Annotated in this window: 15 protein-coding genes and 1 pseudogene; 5 read left to right on the forward strand and 11 right to left on the reverse strand. The window is 61.5% G+C overall.

Translation table 11 applies throughout. The annotated features are described in order from the left end of the window. Positions 1-861 (forward strand): IS3 family transposase (locus CBM2594_RS26580; RefSeq protein ID WP_116359829.1); only part of this gene is annotated, 861 nt, incomplete at its 5' end. A 120-nt stretch (positions 862-981) separates the two neighbouring features. Here CBM2594_RS26580 and czcS read toward each other — a convergent pair. From czcS to czcN, 8 genes are all read right to left on the reverse strand, one after another. Continuing rightward, positions 982-2412, reverse strand: a complete 1431-nt coding sequence (gene czcS, locus CBM2594_RS26585) for a sensor histidine kinase CzcS (RefSeq protein ID WP_011229349.1) — start codon at positions 2410-2412, stop codon at positions 982-984. A 4-nt stretch (positions 2413-2416) separates the two neighbouring features. Continuing rightward, positions 2417-3094 (reverse strand): heavy metal homeostasis two-component system response regulator CzcR, encoded by a 678-nt coding sequence (gene czcR / locus CBM2594_RS26590; protein ID WP_008646724.1) that lies wholly within the window; start codon positions 3092-3094, stop codon positions 2417-2419. Position 3095: 1 nt separating this feature from the next. Next, positions 3096-4046, reverse strand: a complete 951-nt coding sequence (locus CBM2594_RS26595; RefSeq protein WP_062739169.1) for a cation diffusion facilitator family transporter — start codon at positions 4044-4046, stop codon at positions 3096-3098. 50 nt (positions 4047-4096) lie between these two features. Next, complete coding sequence (gene czcA / locus CBM2594_RS26600) at positions 4097-7288, reverse strand: heavy metal efflux RND transporter CzcA (RefSeq protein ID WP_004635342.1); 3192 nt, start codon at positions 7286-7288, stop codon at positions 4097-4099. 16 nt (positions 7289-7304) lie between these two features. After that, positions 7305-8867 (reverse strand): heavy metal efflux RND transporter CzcB, encoded by a 1563-nt coding sequence (gene czcB / locus CBM2594_RS26605; protein WP_004635340.1) that lies wholly within the window; start codon positions 8865-8867, stop codon positions 7305-7307. 17 nt (positions 8868-8884) lie between these two features. Next, positions 8885-10141 (reverse strand): heavy metal efflux RND transporter CzcC, encoded by a 1257-nt coding sequence (gene czcC, locus CBM2594_RS26610; RefSeq protein WP_004635338.1) that lies wholly within the window; start codon positions 10139-10141, stop codon positions 8885-8887. A gap of 75 nt (positions 10142-10216) precedes the next feature. Then, positions 10217-10564, reverse strand: coding sequence for a CDF family cobalt-zinc-cadmium transporter CzcI (gene czcI, locus CBM2594_RS26615; RefSeq protein WP_137924345.1), 348 nt, complete (start codon positions 10562-10564; stop codon positions 10217-10219). Between the two features lie 314 nt (positions 10565-10878). After that, positions 10879-11529, reverse strand: a complete 651-nt coding sequence (gene czcN / locus CBM2594_RS26620) for a heavy metal efflux RND transporter CzcN (RefSeq protein ID WP_020206397.1) — start codon at positions 11527-11529, stop codon at positions 10879-10881. A 249-nt stretch (positions 11530-11778) separates the two neighbouring features. On the opposite strand from czcN, the gene CBM2594_RS26625 reads away from it, so the two are divergent. After that, positions 11779-12237, forward strand: a complete 459-nt coding sequence (locus CBM2594_RS26625; RefSeq protein ID WP_004635330.1) for an MgtC/SapB family protein — start codon at positions 11779-11781, stop codon at positions 12235-12237. A gap of 107 nt (positions 12238-12344) precedes the next feature. Continuing rightward, a complete protein-coding gene (locus CBM2594_RS26630) occupies positions 12345-12752 on the forward strand; it encodes a hypothetical protein (RefSeq protein ID WP_004635327.1) in 408 nt (135 codons plus the stop codon). Positions 12753-12839: 87 nt separating this feature from the next. On the opposite strand, the gene CBM2594_RS26635 is transcribed toward CBM2594_RS26630, so the two are convergent. Then, on the reverse strand, positions 12840-13016 hold the full coding sequence (locus CBM2594_RS26635) for a hypothetical protein (RefSeq protein WP_004635326.1): 177 nt from the start codon (positions 13014-13016) through the stop codon (positions 12840-12842). Positions 13017-13614: 598 nt separating this feature from the next. Between CBM2594_RS26635 and CBM2594_RS26640 the strand changes: the two genes are divergently transcribed. Both CBM2594_RS26640 and CBM2594_RS26645 read left to right on the forward strand, forming a co-directional pair. After that, complete coding sequence (locus CBM2594_RS26640) at positions 13615-14553, forward strand: DNA-binding protein (RefSeq protein ID WP_004635320.1); 939 nt, start codon at positions 13615-13617, stop codon at positions 14551-14553. Next, a complete protein-coding gene (locus CBM2594_RS26645; protein ID WP_004635319.1) occupies positions 14550-16055 on the forward strand; it encodes a tyrosine-type recombinase/integrase in 1506 nt (501 codons plus the stop codon). Before CBM2594_RS26640 ends, CBM2594_RS26645 begins: the two co-directional genes overlap by 4 nt. Before the next feature lie 23 nt (positions 16056-16078). Here the strand turns inward: CBM2594_RS26645 and CBM2594_RS26955 are convergent. Together CBM2594_RS26955 and CBM2594_RS26655 are read right to left on the reverse strand one after the other, a co-directional pair. Next, positions 16079-16255 (reverse strand): annotated as a pseudogene (locus CBM2594_RS26955) (DoxX family membrane protein); the annotation flags it as partial. 182 nt (positions 16256-16437) lie between these two features. Beyond that, positions 16438-17112: FTR1 family protein (locus tag CBM2594_RS26655; RefSeq protein ID WP_198048232.1), on the reverse strand; the 675-nt coding region annotated here is incomplete at its 5' end.

Raw genomic sequence — 17112 nt, forward strand, 5'->3', positions numbered from 1 at the left:
TACGGGTTCATGCATGCGCACCAGCACGAGTTCCGGATCACGACGATGTGCCGGGTCCTGAAGGTCGAACGCAGCGGCTACTACGCCTGGCTGGCCAAGCCCCGCTCGGCCAGGTCGATTGAGGATGCACGCTTGCTCAAGCTGATCGAAGAAGCCTATCTGGCCAGCGGCGGCGTGTACGGCAGCCGCAACATTCATCGTGATCTCATCGAAGCCGGCGAACGTGTCGGCAAGCACCGGGTTGCACGCCTAATGCGCGAGAACGGCTTACGCTCGGTGCGGTCGCCGCAACGCCGCCGCTACAAGACGGGTAAACCGTCAGTGGTAGCGCCCAACCGGCTGCAGCGGCAGTTCACCGTGCCCGAGCCGGATCACGCCTGGGTCACGGACATCACTTACCTGCGCACGGCCGAAGGCTGGCTGTACCTGGCGGTGGTGCTGGATCTGTACTCCCGTGCGGTCATCGGCTGGTCGATGAAACCGACGTTGGCGCGGGAGTTGGCGCTGGATGCACTGCTGATGGCGATCTGGCGCCGCAGGCCGACGCGAACGGTCACGATCCACTCCGATCAGGGCGTGCAGTACGGAAGCGACGACTGGCAGCGGTTCTGCCGCGAACACGGGTTGGAGGTGAGCATGAGCCGGCGTGGCAACTGCTGGGACAACTCGGTGGCCGAGTCGTTCTTCAGCAGCTTGAAGAAGGAACGAATCCGGGGCAAGGTCTATCCGTCACGGAACGATGCCAGGTCAGACGTGTTCGACTACATCGAGGTGTTCTACAACCGACAGCGCCGCCACGGGCACAATGGCGGCCTGTCTCCCATGGCTTTCGAGGAAGCTCACCCAACTCGATCGCTGTAACTGTCTACAGAACCGGGGACGTACCACTTCGTTGATCTATGAAAACGAGTGTATAAATTGTACGCATGCTGCAGCCTTGCCCGGCGATTACAAATAGGCAATCGGGCTCATTGCACCACTCTACCCAACGACTGGTCGGTCCTGACTCGGCCTACCCACCGAAACCCGCGCTGAGGCTTCAGCACCGTTGAGCGGGAAGCGCAATGTAAAGCGTGTCTTCCCATCCAAGCCGCTCACGGCTGACGCGTCGCCGCCATGGAGCTCCATGATCGACAGGACGATGGCCAGGCCCAGCCCCGTGGACTGTGACGAGTTGGATCTCGCCCTATCCCCACGGAAGAACCGATCAAAGATGAGGGAAAGTTCCCGCTCCGGGATTGGGTCTCCAACGTTCGTGATGTCGATGCAACAATGTGCCGCTTCGCGGCGCACCACCAGATCTATCATCGAATTCGGCCACGCATGACGGACCGCATTTGACAGAACATTGTTGATCGCACGCTGGAACAGAATGGCATCAGCGACCAGGGTGGCATCCCCGCTTACCCTGATTACGACGCTTCGCTCCTCTGCAAGCACCGAAAAGTAGGCGGACAACTTGCGAAGTTCTGCATTCAACTGGAGTTCCGTCAACTCGAGCGCCACATTGGCACTGTCAGCTCGCGCGAGGAACAACATCGCATCGATCATCCTCGCAAGTCGCTGGTATTCGACCAGGCTTTCCTCCACCAAGGCGACATACTCGGGCCCGGTGCGGTCTCGTGACAAGGCGACCTCGGCATGTCCAATGAGGTTGTTAAGCGGCGTGCGCAAATCATGGGCAAGATCGGCGGAGAACCGCGACAGCTTCTGATAACCATCCTCGAGGCGTTGCAGCATCGCATTGAACGCAGAGGCGATATCACGCACTTCGGTGGGCTTGGGTGGCATGTCCACCCGGTAGCTCAGCCGTTCCACACTGATCCGGTTGATCTGCTTGATAAGTACGTGCGCCGGCTCCAGCTCACGGCGCGTAATGGCCGCCCCCACCAGGGCCGTCAATATCACACCGACGGTGGTACCAAGCACGAGCGTCGTCCGGAATCGCGCAGTCACCTGCTTCCTGTCCTCGCCAGACTTCGCCACGAACACCGTCGCCCGCGTACCGTCTCGCCCCAACACCGCATCGGCGGACTGGAACATGAGCGATGACTTTCCCGTGACCGCCGCTTGGTCAGTGCCTTCCAGCAATGCATCGTTGCCCGTGCGAAACAAAAGCCGGCCATCCAGCGCCGTGACGCGAACGATGAGGTCCGAGTAACCTCGCACCAGATCATCGAAGCGATGCTGCGCCGCCGGGACGCCCTGCACCCCGTCCACCTCGCGCAAGAAATGCTCGACCTGTTCGAGTTTTCCCTTTACAACCTCATCGTCTCTGGCCTCGAGTTGCGCGGCGAGCGAGTAGTAAGCAAAGGCGCCCATGCTGGCCAGCGCGATAGACAGTACCAATGCAAAGAAGAGCCCAAGCCGCCTCGTCAGTGACAGCGGGGTTATCGAAGTCCCGGGCCTCATTCCGTCACCGGCCGCGCTCTGGGTCGAGGACATAGCCCATTCCCCGTACGGTATGGATCAGCTTTTGATCGAAGGGATCATCCACCTTGGATCTCAGGCGCCGGATCGCGACGTCAACGACATTGGTATCCGTGTCGAAGTTGACGTCCCAGACCTGGGACGCGATCGTGGTTCGCGACAGCACCTCCCCTCTCCGGCGCATGAGCAGGTGCAACAGCGAGAACTCCTGATTCGTCAATTCAATGCGGGTAGTTCCCCGGAATACCCGCCTTCCAAGCACGTCGATGTCCAGATCGGCAATGCGCAATCGCTCGGACTCCTTCGAGGTGCTTTGGCGCAAGCAACGCCGGATACGGGCAAGGAGCTCGGCAAAGGCGAAGGGCTTGACCAGGTAATCGTCTGCCCCCAACTCGAAGCCTCTGACACGATCCGCCACATCATCCAGCGCCGTCAGAAACAGTACGGGTGTCTCGGACTTGGATCGAATGGACTTGATGACCGTCCACCCGTCCATACCTGGCAGCATGACGTCCAGGATGATGACGTCGTAGTCGGTCTCTTCCGCCATGTGGAGCCCATCGCCACCATTGTTCGCGATGTCGACCACGAAACCCGACTCCGACAATCCCTTCTGCAAATACTCCGCAGTACGCGGTTCGTCTTCTACAACAAGTACCCGCACCTTAGTTTCCTCCTGCAGCAAGCGACTTCGATCCGACCAGTGCTGGCGATGCATTGAAATGCTGAGCTGCATCCGCTTGTTCGCATGGTGCCAGTTCGAACTGAATGGTCACGTGCGTGATATCGAATTTGTCAGCCAGCATCTGCTTCAATTCCGGTAGCACTTCCATTTCCGGGTTGACGGCCGTGTCATTCACGACATGAACCGTCAAGCTCGCCTTGCCGCTGGTAAGTGCCCAGATGTGGAGGTCATGGAAGCTTTTTACCCCGGGCGTCGCCAGAATTTGCTTCTCAACCTCTGCCAGATCCACGTCATCGGGTACGCCTTCGAGCAGCACATTCAGGCTCGACTTCAGCAGGATCCAAGTGCGAGGCAGTACCCAGAGGCCGATCAGCACCGCAATGGCGGAGTCGACCCACGCCCAGCCCGTGAAGCGGATGATGATCGCATCGGCGATGACGCCAACCGACCCGAGCAGATCGCTCCAGACTTCCAGATAAGCACCCTTCACGTTCAGGCTGCTGCTTTGCCCGGAGGACAGCATGCGCATGCTGATGAGATTGATGATCAGGCCCAGCACAGCCACGACGAACATGCCGGTTGACTCAATCTGAGGTGGCGATTTCAGCCGCAGGTAGGCTTCGTACAGGATGTAGATAGCCACACCGAACAGCAGCAATGCGTTAAAGGCCGCGGCAAGAATCTCAAAACGGTAGTAGCCAAATGTCCGCTTCTTGTCCGCGGGTCGCTTGGCGATCGCAATAGCAGCCAGTGCGATGGCCAGTGCGACGGTGTCCGTGAGCATGTGCGCGGCGTCGGAGATCAACGCCAGGCTCTTCGTCATGACACCACCGACCACTTCGGCAATCAGGAACGTACCGGTCAGCGCAAGGGCGATCTTGAGCGATCGCTCGTTGCCACCGGGATGGTCGTGTGAGTGACCTGCGCCCATAGAAACTCCTATAAAAATTGGGCGGTACGATGACCGCCCAAGGATTTACGTCATGCAGGCTGGCGGCCTTGATCCGGTTGATGCGTCTGAGTGACTGGCTCGCGAGTATCTTCCGCGTCCTCATCCTTGCGGTGAGCAAGTCGATAGAGCACCGGCAACACCAGTAGGGTCAGCGCCGTGGACGACAAGATGCCACCGATTACCACCGTTGCGAGGGGACGTTGCACCTCAGCGCCCGTACCGGTGGCGATGGCCATCGGCACGAAACCCAGGGATGCCACCAGGGCCGTCATCAGCACCGGACGCAGTCGCGTCAGGGCGCCAACTCGGACCGCGCTGTCGAGGGAATGCCCTTCTTCGCGCAGCGATCGGATAAACGACAGCATCACCAGACCATTGAGCACCGCCACCCCGCACAGCGCGATGAAGCCCACCGCTGCAGTAATGGACATCGGAATGCCGCGTATCCACAGGGCAAGAATCCCGCCAGTCAGCGCAAAGGGAATGCCCGTGAAGACTAGCAAGCCATCCTTGATGTTGTTGAACATCGCAAACAACAGTACGAAGACCAGCAACAGCGCCACCGGCACTACCACCTGCAGGCGGGTGGTGGCGGACTGCAGTTGCTCAAAGGTGCCACCCCATGTCATCCAGTAGCCAGCCGGGATCTTGACCTGGCTTTGGATAGCCGCTTCCGCCTCGGGCACGAATGAACCAATATCACGTCCACGAACGTTGGCACTGATCACGATGCGGCGCTTGCCGTTCTCGCGCGAGATCTGGTTCGGGCCGGGCGCCATTTCCAGCGTCGCCACCTCGCTCAATGGGATAAACGTCGTTCTCGCGTCCACTCCTTTTGGCAACGGAATCGGCAATCGGCGCAGAGCCTCGACCTCGCCGCGCACAGCTTCGGGCAGGCGGACCACGATATCGAAACGACGATCGCCCTGGAAGAAGGTTCCGGAATCACGGCCTCCGACGCCCGTTGCCACCGCGTCTTGCACGTCGCTCATGTTAAGCCCGTATCGCGCCGCCTTCTCCCGATCGATCTTGACCGTCAGCATCGGCAAGCCGGTGGTCTGTTCTACCTTCACCTCCTGCGCGCCGGGGATGCCCTGCAGCACGGCCGATACCTTCTTCGCCGTCTCGCTGAGCACGTTGTTGTCATCGCCGAAGATCTTGACTGCGACGTCCGAGCGGACCCCGGAGATCAGCTCGTTGAACCGCAGCTGGATCGGTTGGGAGAACTCGTAGTTGTTCCCGGGGATCTTGCCGGCTTCCTCCTGGATGGCGGACAGCAGTTCGGCATGTGTTTTCTTCGGCTCTGGCCAATCCTTCTCAGGCTTGAGCATGATGTAGCCATCCGAAATATTCGGCGGCATCGGATCGGATGCAATCTCCGCCGTACCTGTCCGCGCAAACACGCGCTCGATTTCGGGGAATTTTGCCTTGAGGGTCGTCTCGATCGTCTTCTGCATCTCCACGGACTGCGACAGGCTCGTGCCAGGAATGCGCAGCGCCTGGATGGCAATGTCGCCTTCGTTCAGATTGGGGATGAACTCGCTGCCCAGGCGGGCCGCAATGGCCACGCACAGAACAATTGACACCGCGGCAAACGTCAATACAACGGCCGTGTTCGCGAGCGACTTTTCCAGCAGCGGCTCGTAGCGACGCTTCGCCCAGAGCATGAGACGATTTTCTTTCTCGGCCACCCGTTCGCCGATGAACAAGGCGACCGCAGCCGGAACGAACGTCACGGACAGAATCATCGCGCCCAGCAGCGCCAGGACGACCGTGAACGCCATCGGGTGGAACATCTTGCCTTCCACCCCCGTCAGCGCAAAGATCGGCAGGTAGACGATCATAATGATGAGCTGACCGAAGATCAGTGGGCGACGCGCCTCCTTCGCTGCGGCAAACACCTCATGGAACCGCTCGGAGCGCGTCAATGGCCGGCCATGGTGTTCCTGCGCATGCGCCAGTCGCCTCACACAGTTTTCGACAATCACCACCGCGCCATCGATGATGATGCCGAAGTCGAGCGCGCCCAAGCTCATCAGGTTCGCACTGATCTTGTAGTTCACCATCCCCGTGAAGGTGAACAACATCGCCAGCGGAATGATCGTCGCGGTAATCAGCGCCGCGCGGATGTTACCCAGGAAAAGGAACAGAATTACGATGACGAGCACCGCGCCTTCAAGAAGGTTCTTCTTGACGGTCGCAATGGCCTTGTCGACCAGACGTGTCCGGTCGTATACCGTTACGATCTTCACACCTTCCGGCATCGTACGGTTAATGGAAGCGACCTTTTCATCGACCGCTTTTGACACAGCCCGGCTGTTTTCGCCGATGAGCATGAATACCGTGCCCAGCACAACTTCCTTGCCATTCTCGGTTGCCGCACCGGTACGCAGTTCCTTGCCAATCTCCACATCCCCGATGTCGCGAATGCGGATCGGCTGCCCCTGCGCTGTACCGACAATAATGTTGCGGATGTCGTCTTCGGACGCAACCTGACCCGGCGCACGAACCAGATACTGCTCGCCCCTACGCTCGATGTAGCCCGCACCCACGTTGTCGTTGTTCTTGTTCAGCGCATTGACGACGTCGGTCAGCGTCAGCCCGTACGACGCTAGCCGTTCAAGACTCGGCGCGACCAGGTACTGCTTGTTGAAACCACCGATAGTATTGATCTCGGTGACACCGGGCACGTTACGCAGTTGCGGCCGTACCACCCAATCCTGGATTTCGCGCAAATCTGTCGGCGTATAGGCAGTCCCGTCAGCTTTGCGAGCACCCTCTTCGGCTTCAACGGTCCATAGATAGATCTCCCCGAGGCCGGTCGAAATAGGCCCCATCGCCGGCACAACGCCTTCAGGCAGATTGTCCTTGGCTTCCTGGATGCGCTGGTTGACGAGTTGGCGCGCGAAATAGACGTCCGTGCCATCCTTGAAGATGACCGTCACCTGCGACAAGCCATAGCGGGACAGGGAACGCGTCTGTTCGAGTCCCGGCAGGCCGGCCATCACGACCTCGATCGGATACGTAACACGCTGTTCGGTTTCGAGCGGTGAATAGCCTGGTGCCGAGGTATTGACCTGAACCTGAACGTTGGTAATGTCAGGGACCGCGTCGATCGGTAGTCGGTTGTAGCTGAAAATCCCTAACCCGGCCATTCCAAACACGGCGAGCAGGACCAGCCATCGCTGCTGGATGGCGAAACTAATGATACGTTCAAACATTGCTGTTTCCCCCGTATCAATGGCCGTGTTCGGCGCTGGATTTGCCAAGTTCGGCCTTCAGAACAAAACTGTTGGCGGCGGCGTAACGTGCGCCCGGCTTCAGGCCCTCGACAATCTCGATGACCTTGCCGTTTGTCCGGCCGACCTTCACCGGCTGCGGCACGAATCCACCTTGAACCGCGACAAAGACTACGCTCTCGCCATTGACGTCCTGGACGGCCTCGGTCTTCACCGCAACGGGCACCTCGACATCAGCACCGAATACGTCGACCGTGACGAAGAGACCCGGTCGCCAAGCCATCTGTGGATTGGTCAATGTTACGCGGGCCTTCGCCGTCCGCGTCTGCTCGCCCAGCAGCGAACCCACGTATGAAACGGTGCCATCTGCCTTCACATCGGACGATGCCGAATTGATCGACGCCTTTTCGCCGATGCGCACCCGCTCGACATCCTTGGCAGACACCACGAACTCGGCCCAGACGGACGACAGATCCGACAGCGTGAACACGTTGGCGTTGTCCGCCACCGCTTCCCCAAGCGAGATATGCTTTTCAACGATCATGCCGTCGAACGGTGCGCGCAGCTCGTAGCGATTGAGTGCCGTCGAGCTGTTGCTGGCGCCAATGGCGGTCAGCTTCTGCTGCGCGTTCTGGACACTGATCTGCGCTTCCTGCAGCGCGTTGCGGGCGCTCAGATAATCTTGCTCCGCAGAGATCTTCTGTTCCCAGAGCTTCTTCTCGCGGTCATAAGTGACACGCGCCAGATCCAGACGTTTCTGTGCTGCGAGCAGTTCGCTGCGCTGGTCAGAAAGTCCGGTGCTCGCGATGACCGCGAGAACCTGTCCCTTCTTAACCTGTTGCCCAATATTGGCCGGAACGCTCTCTACGACGCCAGCCAGTCGCGGCACCACGTGGGCTGTCTTGTCTTCGTTGAAACGGATTTCGCCGGGGAACTGGACGCCAGCCTGGACCTTTGCCGAGCCCGCGGTTTGAACCACTACCCCTGTCTTGGCCAGCTGGTCCGCTGTCAACTCAATCTTGCCTTCCTCTTTCGAGAGCCGCACGGCGAGTGGCGAAGACGAACCGGGCAAGGTCACATTTGCGGTCACGTCAAAGACATGGGGCTCGGCAACTGGCTGTTGGCTTTCCAGCGCGTCGCCAGACACCACGAACTTGAGCGCTTGAGACTCGCCCGTAGCCCGCACGAGCTGGCCTGTCGCTGCCACGCCATTTGCCACCGCCTTCCCAGACTTGCTAACCCAGAGCCGAATACGGGCCTCGCCCTTGGATTCGGCCGTGCCAATTTCGACGTCATAGCCATCACGCGAAAAGAGCGCGCCACCATTGGGGCCCTTCTTGACCTCGTGATGCTCGCCGTCGCCGTGTGACTTGTCATCCTTGTGGTCGGCTTCCGCCGCCTGCTTGCCATGGTGCTCGGTGTCGCCATGCCCCTTGGATTCCGAGTGCCCACCCTGCTCTTCCGGCGCAGAGCGCCCGCTCAGCAGAACGCCACCAGTCGCGACGCCGCCCACCAGTACGATGGCCGCAATGGCAGCCTTTTGTTTGTTCGAAATAGCCATGTTTTATGAATCCCGTCTTAACGTCCCAGAATGCGATCGATCGTGGTCGCCGCCTGATAGGTTTGTCCAAGCACGCCGAGATAGCGGATGCGTGCCTGGAACAGCGTGCGCTGGGCATCCAGGACGTCCAGATAATTGAACTTGCCGGCCTCGAAGCCAATGGTCGCCGCGTTGAAGGCTTGCTCGGCGCCTGGCAAGACGGTCTGCTTCAGCGTTTGTGCCGAGGCGCGCGATACCGACAGCTGGTTCGATGCCATCAGGAGATTTCGGGTCAGGCTGATGCGATTGGCCAGATATTCATCCTGGGCCTTGTCCGCCTGGCGAATGGCCGAATACAAGTTGCCCTGATTCCGGTCAAAAATCGGCAACGGGATCGCCACACCGATCACCGCCATGTTGCGGTTGGCTTCTGTATCTCGCTTGGCACCCAGACTGACTGTCAGATCCGGATACTGGCGGCTGCGCTCAACGCCCACCAATGCCTGGCGGCGGTCAAGTTCAGCGCGGCTTGCGGCCACCAGCGGTGAGTTTTCCAGCTCCTTCAGAAGGAGTTCAGGCGCCGGCCTGGATGGCAGCGCGTCCAGATTGCCCTGTGCTTCGGTAAACTGCGGCGATGCATTGCCCCACAACGCCGTCAACGCCTGACGGGCGGACTGCAGGCTCGCCGTTGCTTCGGCCAATTCAAGTTCGGCGTTGGCCTGTTCGACACGTGCCTTAGTTTCGTCAACCGGGGAGATCTTGCCGGCCGCGACGCGGCGTGAAGCGGCTTGCGCGCCCCTCGCAGCGATATCCGCGGAGCCAGTTGCCAGCTTGACGCGTTCCTGTGCGATCAAGACGGAAAAAAAGCTCTCGATTACCTGCGCCCGAATGTCACCGCGAACGCCAGCCAGCGTTGCCTGCGCCAGTTCGCGCGTCCTTTCCGCGGCATTGATACGAGCCGAGCGCTTGCCGCCCAGTTCGATGGGGATATTCATCTGGGCGGTGGATGTACGGGTGGATTTCCGCGTGTCCTCGACCAGCGTCTGGAGTTCCGGGTTCGGAATAACCCGGGCCTGCATGATCCCACCTTCTGTGGAATCGAGTTCCTTGGCGGCGGCGGACAGGTTGAAATTGCTTCCTGCCGCCAGCGACAACGCGGCCTCGAGGGTCAACGGTCCCGCCGCTTCCCTTGGGAAGACGGGCACCATGGACGTGCCGGTGTCAGATTGCGCTACGGCAAAGTTTGGGCTGAGAAATGCTACCGCCAGCCCGAGCGGCAGAAATAGTCTTCGCATCGAATTGCACCAAGGTATGTGACCAGGAGAATTCGGCGAGAGACGAAAGGAGAAAAAGAGTCGTCGTCTCGCCGATCAAGCGAGACGCTGCCACTGAGGACGGTCGGGAGCCCTGGCATTCAGAGACGAGAACTCGGACGCATGTTGAGTATCGGTCACTTCTACCCGATTCGCTATCAACACGTCCTGCGTCTGTCCATAGACGAACGGGAGGGAGACCAGATGGCATACCCCGCAGTCTGTATCCACGAATGGCTTTTTCTCGGCATCCGTTTTACCTTCCGGCTGCTGATGACGATGCTCGTGGTGCCCAAGGTGCCAAGTGGCCGTGGCTTTCTCGTGCTGACAATAGCGTGCCGCTGCCGCCCAGGAAAACTGGAACGGCAAAATGAGCAGCACGAAGATCAGAACGAAACGTCGCATTCCTTGGGAGACTGTGCGGGGGGCTTGGGGTTGAAGTACTAACGGCTGGGCCGTCGCCGAAGTTTACATGAATCCTCGATCACCAGCATTAAGAGCAGATTACGATTATCGCTTTCGCCTGCTCGTTTTGGGGTGCCGCTTTCGCCCCTCATCAGTCTTACGCTTGGGGGCGGGCCCATGCTTCCACCGCAAATAGACAGCGAACCCCACATACAGGACGATCAGGCCGACCAGCATCACGAGCATGCTCTCGACAACAGAATCGGAGACGTGAGCGTAGTGCATGGCTGTACGTGTATGCGGAGTTGCCCGCATCAGGCAAGCGTCACGACCGCCCGGAGGACGCCGGCGTCATGGAACAAATCAAACGACTCCACGACCACCGACAGGCCGAGAAACCAGACCGAGTCCGCAATATTGCGTTGAAAGGAAGACACATGGACCGTCCATGTCGACTCCCCCCTATACAGCGACAGACGGGGAAAGAACGCTGGTGTACGGCGTGCGTATTCGGCGAATTCCGGGAAGGCGGAAGCCAGAAAGCGGTCTTCCGTCCGGATGACAGCCGGGTACATCAGCGCAAATGCGAGCGCCAGGACTGCGGTAACCGCCAGCGACTCGGTCATCGCCCCTAGTCCGATAATGCCTAGCAAGTTGCAGACATAGAGCGGATGGCGACACAGTGAATATGGACCCGAGGTCACCAAGGTATTGTTCTTGCGCCCGGAAATGTACAACGCGCACCAGAGCCGCCCGACCGTGGCCAGGCTCACCCCCAACATCCCCAGCGTCAGCAGCAGCGGCGACACCCAGGTACCGTCCCAGCGAGAATGGCCAAAGACCAGACTTGCCAGGACAAACGTTACGACAACACGCCAAACGCCGATGCGGTGGCGTGTCAGGAAATTGTCCAGCGCCCTCGAGAGACCAGCGGGTTGGGACGGGGAGATTGAAGAATCGGTCATGCGGTTCGGGGGCTGGAGGAGAATGTCGCGCACTTCGAGTGGACACACTGGCGCGAAAACGAGCACTAATGGCCGGCATTCTAAGGTTGCCCTTCCGTTGTCAGGCTTTATTGCCGAAATGTAATACGTTGTTAATCTTGCCCCCGGGCCAGCGAATCCGGTTGTGTCATAGCTCGGCAATCTGACAGTCATCTTCTGCGACATAGACTGTCTTGGCCATTTTCAGGACACACCCAGAGACGCTCCGCAATGAACGACATCATCCGCACATTGAGCTCGGAATTCTCCGATCTCGCTAATGCTGCCGAGGCAGTACGTGCCGTCGTTCGAATGACCGTCTCTATCGTTTTGGGGGGCTTGCTGGGGTACGAGCGGGAGAGCTCGGGAAAATCCGCAGGCGTGCGCACTCACATGCTCGTCGCGCTGGGGGCATGCGTTTTTGTCGTGGTTCCCCTCCAGGCGGGCGTGCAGCTTGCCGACATGAGCCGCGTGCTTCAGGGTCTCACGTCAGGCATCGGATTCCTTTGTGCAGGGGCGATCCTGAAGCCGGACAATGAGACACACGTCAGGGGGCTCACAACTGCCGCGAGCATCTGGATTGCTGCCGCGATCGGCGTGGCCGCCGGCATGGGCCATGCGGTGACGGCCATCGTCGCGACTGCCTTCGCACTCATCGTGCTCAGAATCCTTCAAATGTCGAAGAAGTAAGACTCCCACTGCTCCCAAGCCACGTGCAGCGCGAATGCGCCAACTTCAGGTTCGGCCAGCATTTCCCAAACGTATGAGCGCGCTTAACAATACGCAAACTCCATCGCATGAGAATTTACCTGGATTACAACCTGTTTGCGTACCTTCACGAGGGCACGAACCCGGCTCTGCAAGCCAAAGTGAGCGCACTGTCCGATCGACATGAGTTTCCTTGCAGCCCGGCGCACATGGAAGAAATTGCCTCGGCGCTCGCAAGACCTTCGGATACTCCCCCGCTCGATCGGTTAGCGGCCGCTTTCTGCAAAATAGACGATGTTTCTCGAATTAGCCGGAACGTGCAATTGTCTCCGACGACGTTAGGCCCGATGGTTACGAAAGAAGAACAGCCTCTCGAGTGCTTTCTTCGGGTCATGCGGCACTATCGCAAAGAGCCGGTTGTCGAGAAGAACGACTGGTATACGCGGGACTCCGTAAAGAAGGGGTCACTTCAGAAAACGGAAAATATTGCACGCTAAGGCATGGAAGAGGACCACTGCTGTCCCCAGGGGCATTGGCCAGCCGATGGCAAGCAGGTAGAAACCAAAGTCGGGGGACTCCCGTTCTCAGAGATCGGCTAGCAGCAGGTAGGCGCGGTCGAGTTGCCGATGAGCTTCCTGCCGGCGATCCATCGCTTCTAGGGCGAGCAGGAGGTCCTCGGCCAGCTCGAAATCGCTTTCCTGGCATGCCCTTTCGAACACCGCAAAGACCTCTTCATACAACGTGCGCCCCGGAACGCCCATTTGACTAACCTCCGGCGGAAAATCCGATGCTCTCTGCCGACTTGGTCCTGCCACGCCGCAGGGGCTTCTGTCCCCCATGGTTAATATGGACGTTCCCACGGCAGGGAAGGTCAAGCATTTTTCCGGCCGCGGGCCGACCTATGGTTCGCAAGCCGCCGCGCGAGACGGTTAGTGCTCGCCCCCTACAGTTCGTCCAGCGACTAGTTACCCGCACCCGGGCGCAGCCGCACCACCAGCATCGCCGCCCACTGGATATGCGGCCAGGCCAGCGAATAGACGAATGTCTGGATCAGGGGTCCCCTTGATTTCGCCGCAATTTACCGGGGTAGCCACCCGTAGCAGCCATGCGGGTTCCAGGGTGATGCCCACCCTAAAACCCTAGTCAAATCAGTCACTTGCTGACTGGTCCTTTTCCCCTTGGTTTTGGAACGTTGACCGCCCCCGCCGCGCGGCCAAGCGCGCCCTGTGGCTGGAAGCCATTGTTTCCGCAAGATAACTAGATTTATCCGTCTTTGGTTTTCCCAAGCAACACATAAATGGCTTTTCTAACGTTAGGTATGTGCGTAAGATAGGCTGAAATGCGCCTCCGGAAACTGCCATGCCCCGCCTCGCCGCCACCCCCGACCAGATCCGCGCCACCGTGCTGGCCATGCTCACCGAGGCCGGCGACGCGGCGCCGCCCACGGCCGCACGCTTTCGCCGCGTGGTGTCGGTGCGCAAGCTGCGTGACCGCCTGGGCGGCGGTGACCCTGCAACGCTGTCGCGTACGCTCAACGCGATCGAGGCCGAGGTGGTGCGCTCGGGCCTGGCCGACCTCGCCCTGCCCGAGATTCCGGTCGAGATCGCCGAAGCGATGCGCGCGCTGTGGCAGGCCGCGGTCGCGGTGCAGCTCGACGACGTGGTGCGCCTGAAGCGCGAGGCGCAAGCCACAGCCGACACCGCCGAGGCCGCCCGCGCCGAGGCCGAACTGCGGGTCGAGCTGCTGCGGGCCGAACTGAGCGAGGTGCGCGGCCAGCTCGCCGCGCGCGACACCGCGCTGGCCGTAGCGTGCGCCGCCCAGGCGGCGGCGTGCGCGCGCGCCGATGAGCAAGCCGCACGCCGGGGCGAGCTCGAGGCGGCGCTGGCGACCGCCCAGGAGCGCGCCACGGCGGGCGAGCGCACCCACACCGAGGCGATCGCCACCACCCAGGCGCGCTACGAGGCGCTGTCGAAGCAGCTCCTGCAGGAAACCGCGCACCAGCGCGACGCGGTGCGGGCCGAGCGCGCGCAACTGGCCTCCCAACTCAAATTCGCCGAGCGGCGCATCGCCGCGCTGGAAGACGAGCGCGCACGACTCGACGCCGACCTGGCCAGCGAGCGGGCCGCGCGCCAGACCGCCGCGGGCGAGGCGAGCGCACTCAAGGCCGTCACCGCCAGCCAGCGCGCCCAGCTCGACGAGCTGCTGCGTGCGACCCTGGCCGCGGCGCCACCAGCGGCCAAGACGCGCGTGCCCAGATCGACGGGCAAGGCGGCCGCCAAGCGGACCGCCCAGTCATGAAGCCGGCCGACTGGATCGATACGGGCGCGGTGCCGCCGCGCCCACTGCCGGCCACCGTCGCGGCGGCCCTCGCCTACCTGGCGGAGGCACTCGGGCACCCGGTCTACGCGCACTGGACGCTGGCGCGCGTCAAGCGCCGCTATGGCTCGCTGGCCGACGCCAAGGCCGCGCAGCCGACCGTGCTCAAGCTGCTGCTGGCGCACGATGGGGCAGTCGAATACTGGGAGCGCGGGCGCCTGCGCACGGTGACGGCGGATCTGGCGCCCCGCCCGGAGACGGTCCTCGCGCGGCTGCTGCACACGCACCGGCGCCGCATCCGGTCCACCGCCGCCTTAGCGAGCGAAGCAACGGTGCCGACCGCCGCGGAAGCGAGGGGAGCTGTCGCGGCGAACCCGTGGCTGGCCGCTTACGGCCCTGCTGACCACGCGTGGCTCACGCGCGCCGGCCGCTTCGCCCAGCCGCACGCGGCGGCCAACACGCTCGGCGCCGCCGACGATGCACAGGCGCTGGCGCTCTTCCTGCGCGACCGAACCGGGCGCTCGCCCCACACGTTGCGCGCCTATGGCGCCGAACTGCGCCGCCTGATGCGCTGGTGCGGCGCGCACGAGCTTGGGCCGCTCTCGGACCTCACGCGCCAGCGGTTGCTCGGCTACCGGCACGCGCTGCAGCACGGGGAGACCGGCAGGGAGGACGCCGCGCCGCCCTTGTCAGAAGCGACCCGCACGCGCGCGCTGGCGGTGGTGGCAAGCCTCTACGGCTACTGGTACGACACCGGCTACTTGCATGCCAATCCGGCCGCGGGCCTGTCCGCCGGCAGCCGCACCCGGGCCGGCTTCGCGCCGACGCGGCTGATCCCGCCAGCGCTGCTGGCCGCGTGCGATGCCTGGCTTGAGGCGCCGGAGTTTGCCGCCGCCAACACGACCAACACGCTGGCGGCGCAGCGGCGGCGCGCGATTTGGGCGCTGTATCGTTACGCCGGCGTGCGCCTGGCGGAACTGGCCTGGTCGACAGAGATCGCACTGCCCCGCCTGGAGGCCGAGGCGCCCGGGCGGTGGACGCTCTATGTCTGCGGCAAGGGGCGCAAGGCACGGGCCATTCCGCTGCCGGTGCCGTGCGTGACGGTATTGCGCGCCTACCGACAAGCACGCGGCCTGCCGTCCGAGCCGCCGGCGCACGAGGCGCTGCCTGTAATCCACGGCAACAAGGGCGAAGCGCTACAGTCGGCAGGCCTGTACCGGGAGGTCAAGGCGATCTTTGCGGCCGTGGCCGATGGTCTGCAGGCGCGCGAGCCGGCGCAGGCGCTCTTACTGCGCGCGGCCTCCCCGCACTGGCTGCGCCATGCCTATGCGCGCACACTGGTGGTCGACCACCAGGTGCCGCTGCCGGCCGCCCAGGCGCTGCTCGGCCACGCCTCGGTGCAGACCACGGCGGCCTATGCCAGGACCGACCTGACGCAGTTGCGGGCCTTTGTCGATGCCACGTTTGCGGATGATGGGCCGTAGCGACAGCGCGCGTTGCCTTGTCGCATCGCCACGGCGCGGGTCGCCAGTCCCAGCAACAGCAAAGCTGGGGCGGTCAGCTCGATTGACACCGCCAGGCAGGCCGCAGACTCCGAGGGCACCAGCGGCACCCGGTAGTCCTCGCGGAACAGGTCGAGGGCGGCATTCCAATTGGCCAGCTTGGCGATCGCCGAGTTCCAGAAGGTTGGCTTTTTCTCAGCCCGCACAGCACGACAGTTGCGTGACATCCTTGGCAGCCCTACATGTCCATGCCGTCCATCGATCCTGCCGCGAATGGAAGGTAGTCGCAAAAAGTCCGCCACATTTGGGCCAAATCGCTGACTTTGAAATGGTCGACGAACAAAGCTTCGCGCCTGACAGGGGCTCACACCCTCGCGGTACGTTGCGATCGCAAGTTATAGGTCACGCTGGCAACGATGATGAGGAGAATAGCCACTTGCGCGGCAATGGTTTGCACAGAGGGGTAAACGCCCAAGACATCGATACGCGGCATAGAGAGCGGCGTCACTTGCAACAGGCCAACTTTCTGCAGTGCCGCCACGCCCTTGCCAATCAGGACCACGGCAAGCACGCCAACCAAGGCGGAGCTGAACGCGAAAAATTGTCGAATCGGCAAACGCGCCGTCGATCGCAGGAGCAGAAACGCAATCACTGCCAGCACAGCAATACCGCAACCGAGTCCCGCGAGCATGTAGGCACCGTTGCCATCGGACCACAGGGCCGCGTAGAAGAGCACGGTCTCAAATACTTCCCGGTAGACCGTGACGAACGATAGCAGGAAGAGCATAAACGCCGATTTCCTGTTCAATGCCGACGACAGCTTTTCCTTCACGTACGATTGCCAGCGTCCCGCCAGACTCTTCTGGTGCATCCACATGCCGACGCCGAGTAGGACGACCGCCGCGAAGACCGCGGAGAAGCCTTCGGTCATTTCGCGACTAGCGCCGCTCAGATCAACGACGTAGGTAGCTACCGCCCACGTCAATCCACCGGCTCCCAGCGCAGTGACCCAACCCGCGTGAACGTAGGGAAGGACGTT

Origin of the sequence: Cupriavidus taiwanensis, from assembly GCF_900249755.1 — a bacterium.
GTDB lineage: Bacteria > Pseudomonadota > Gammaproteobacteria > Burkholderiales > Burkholderiaceae > Cupriavidus > Cupriavidus taiwanensis_D.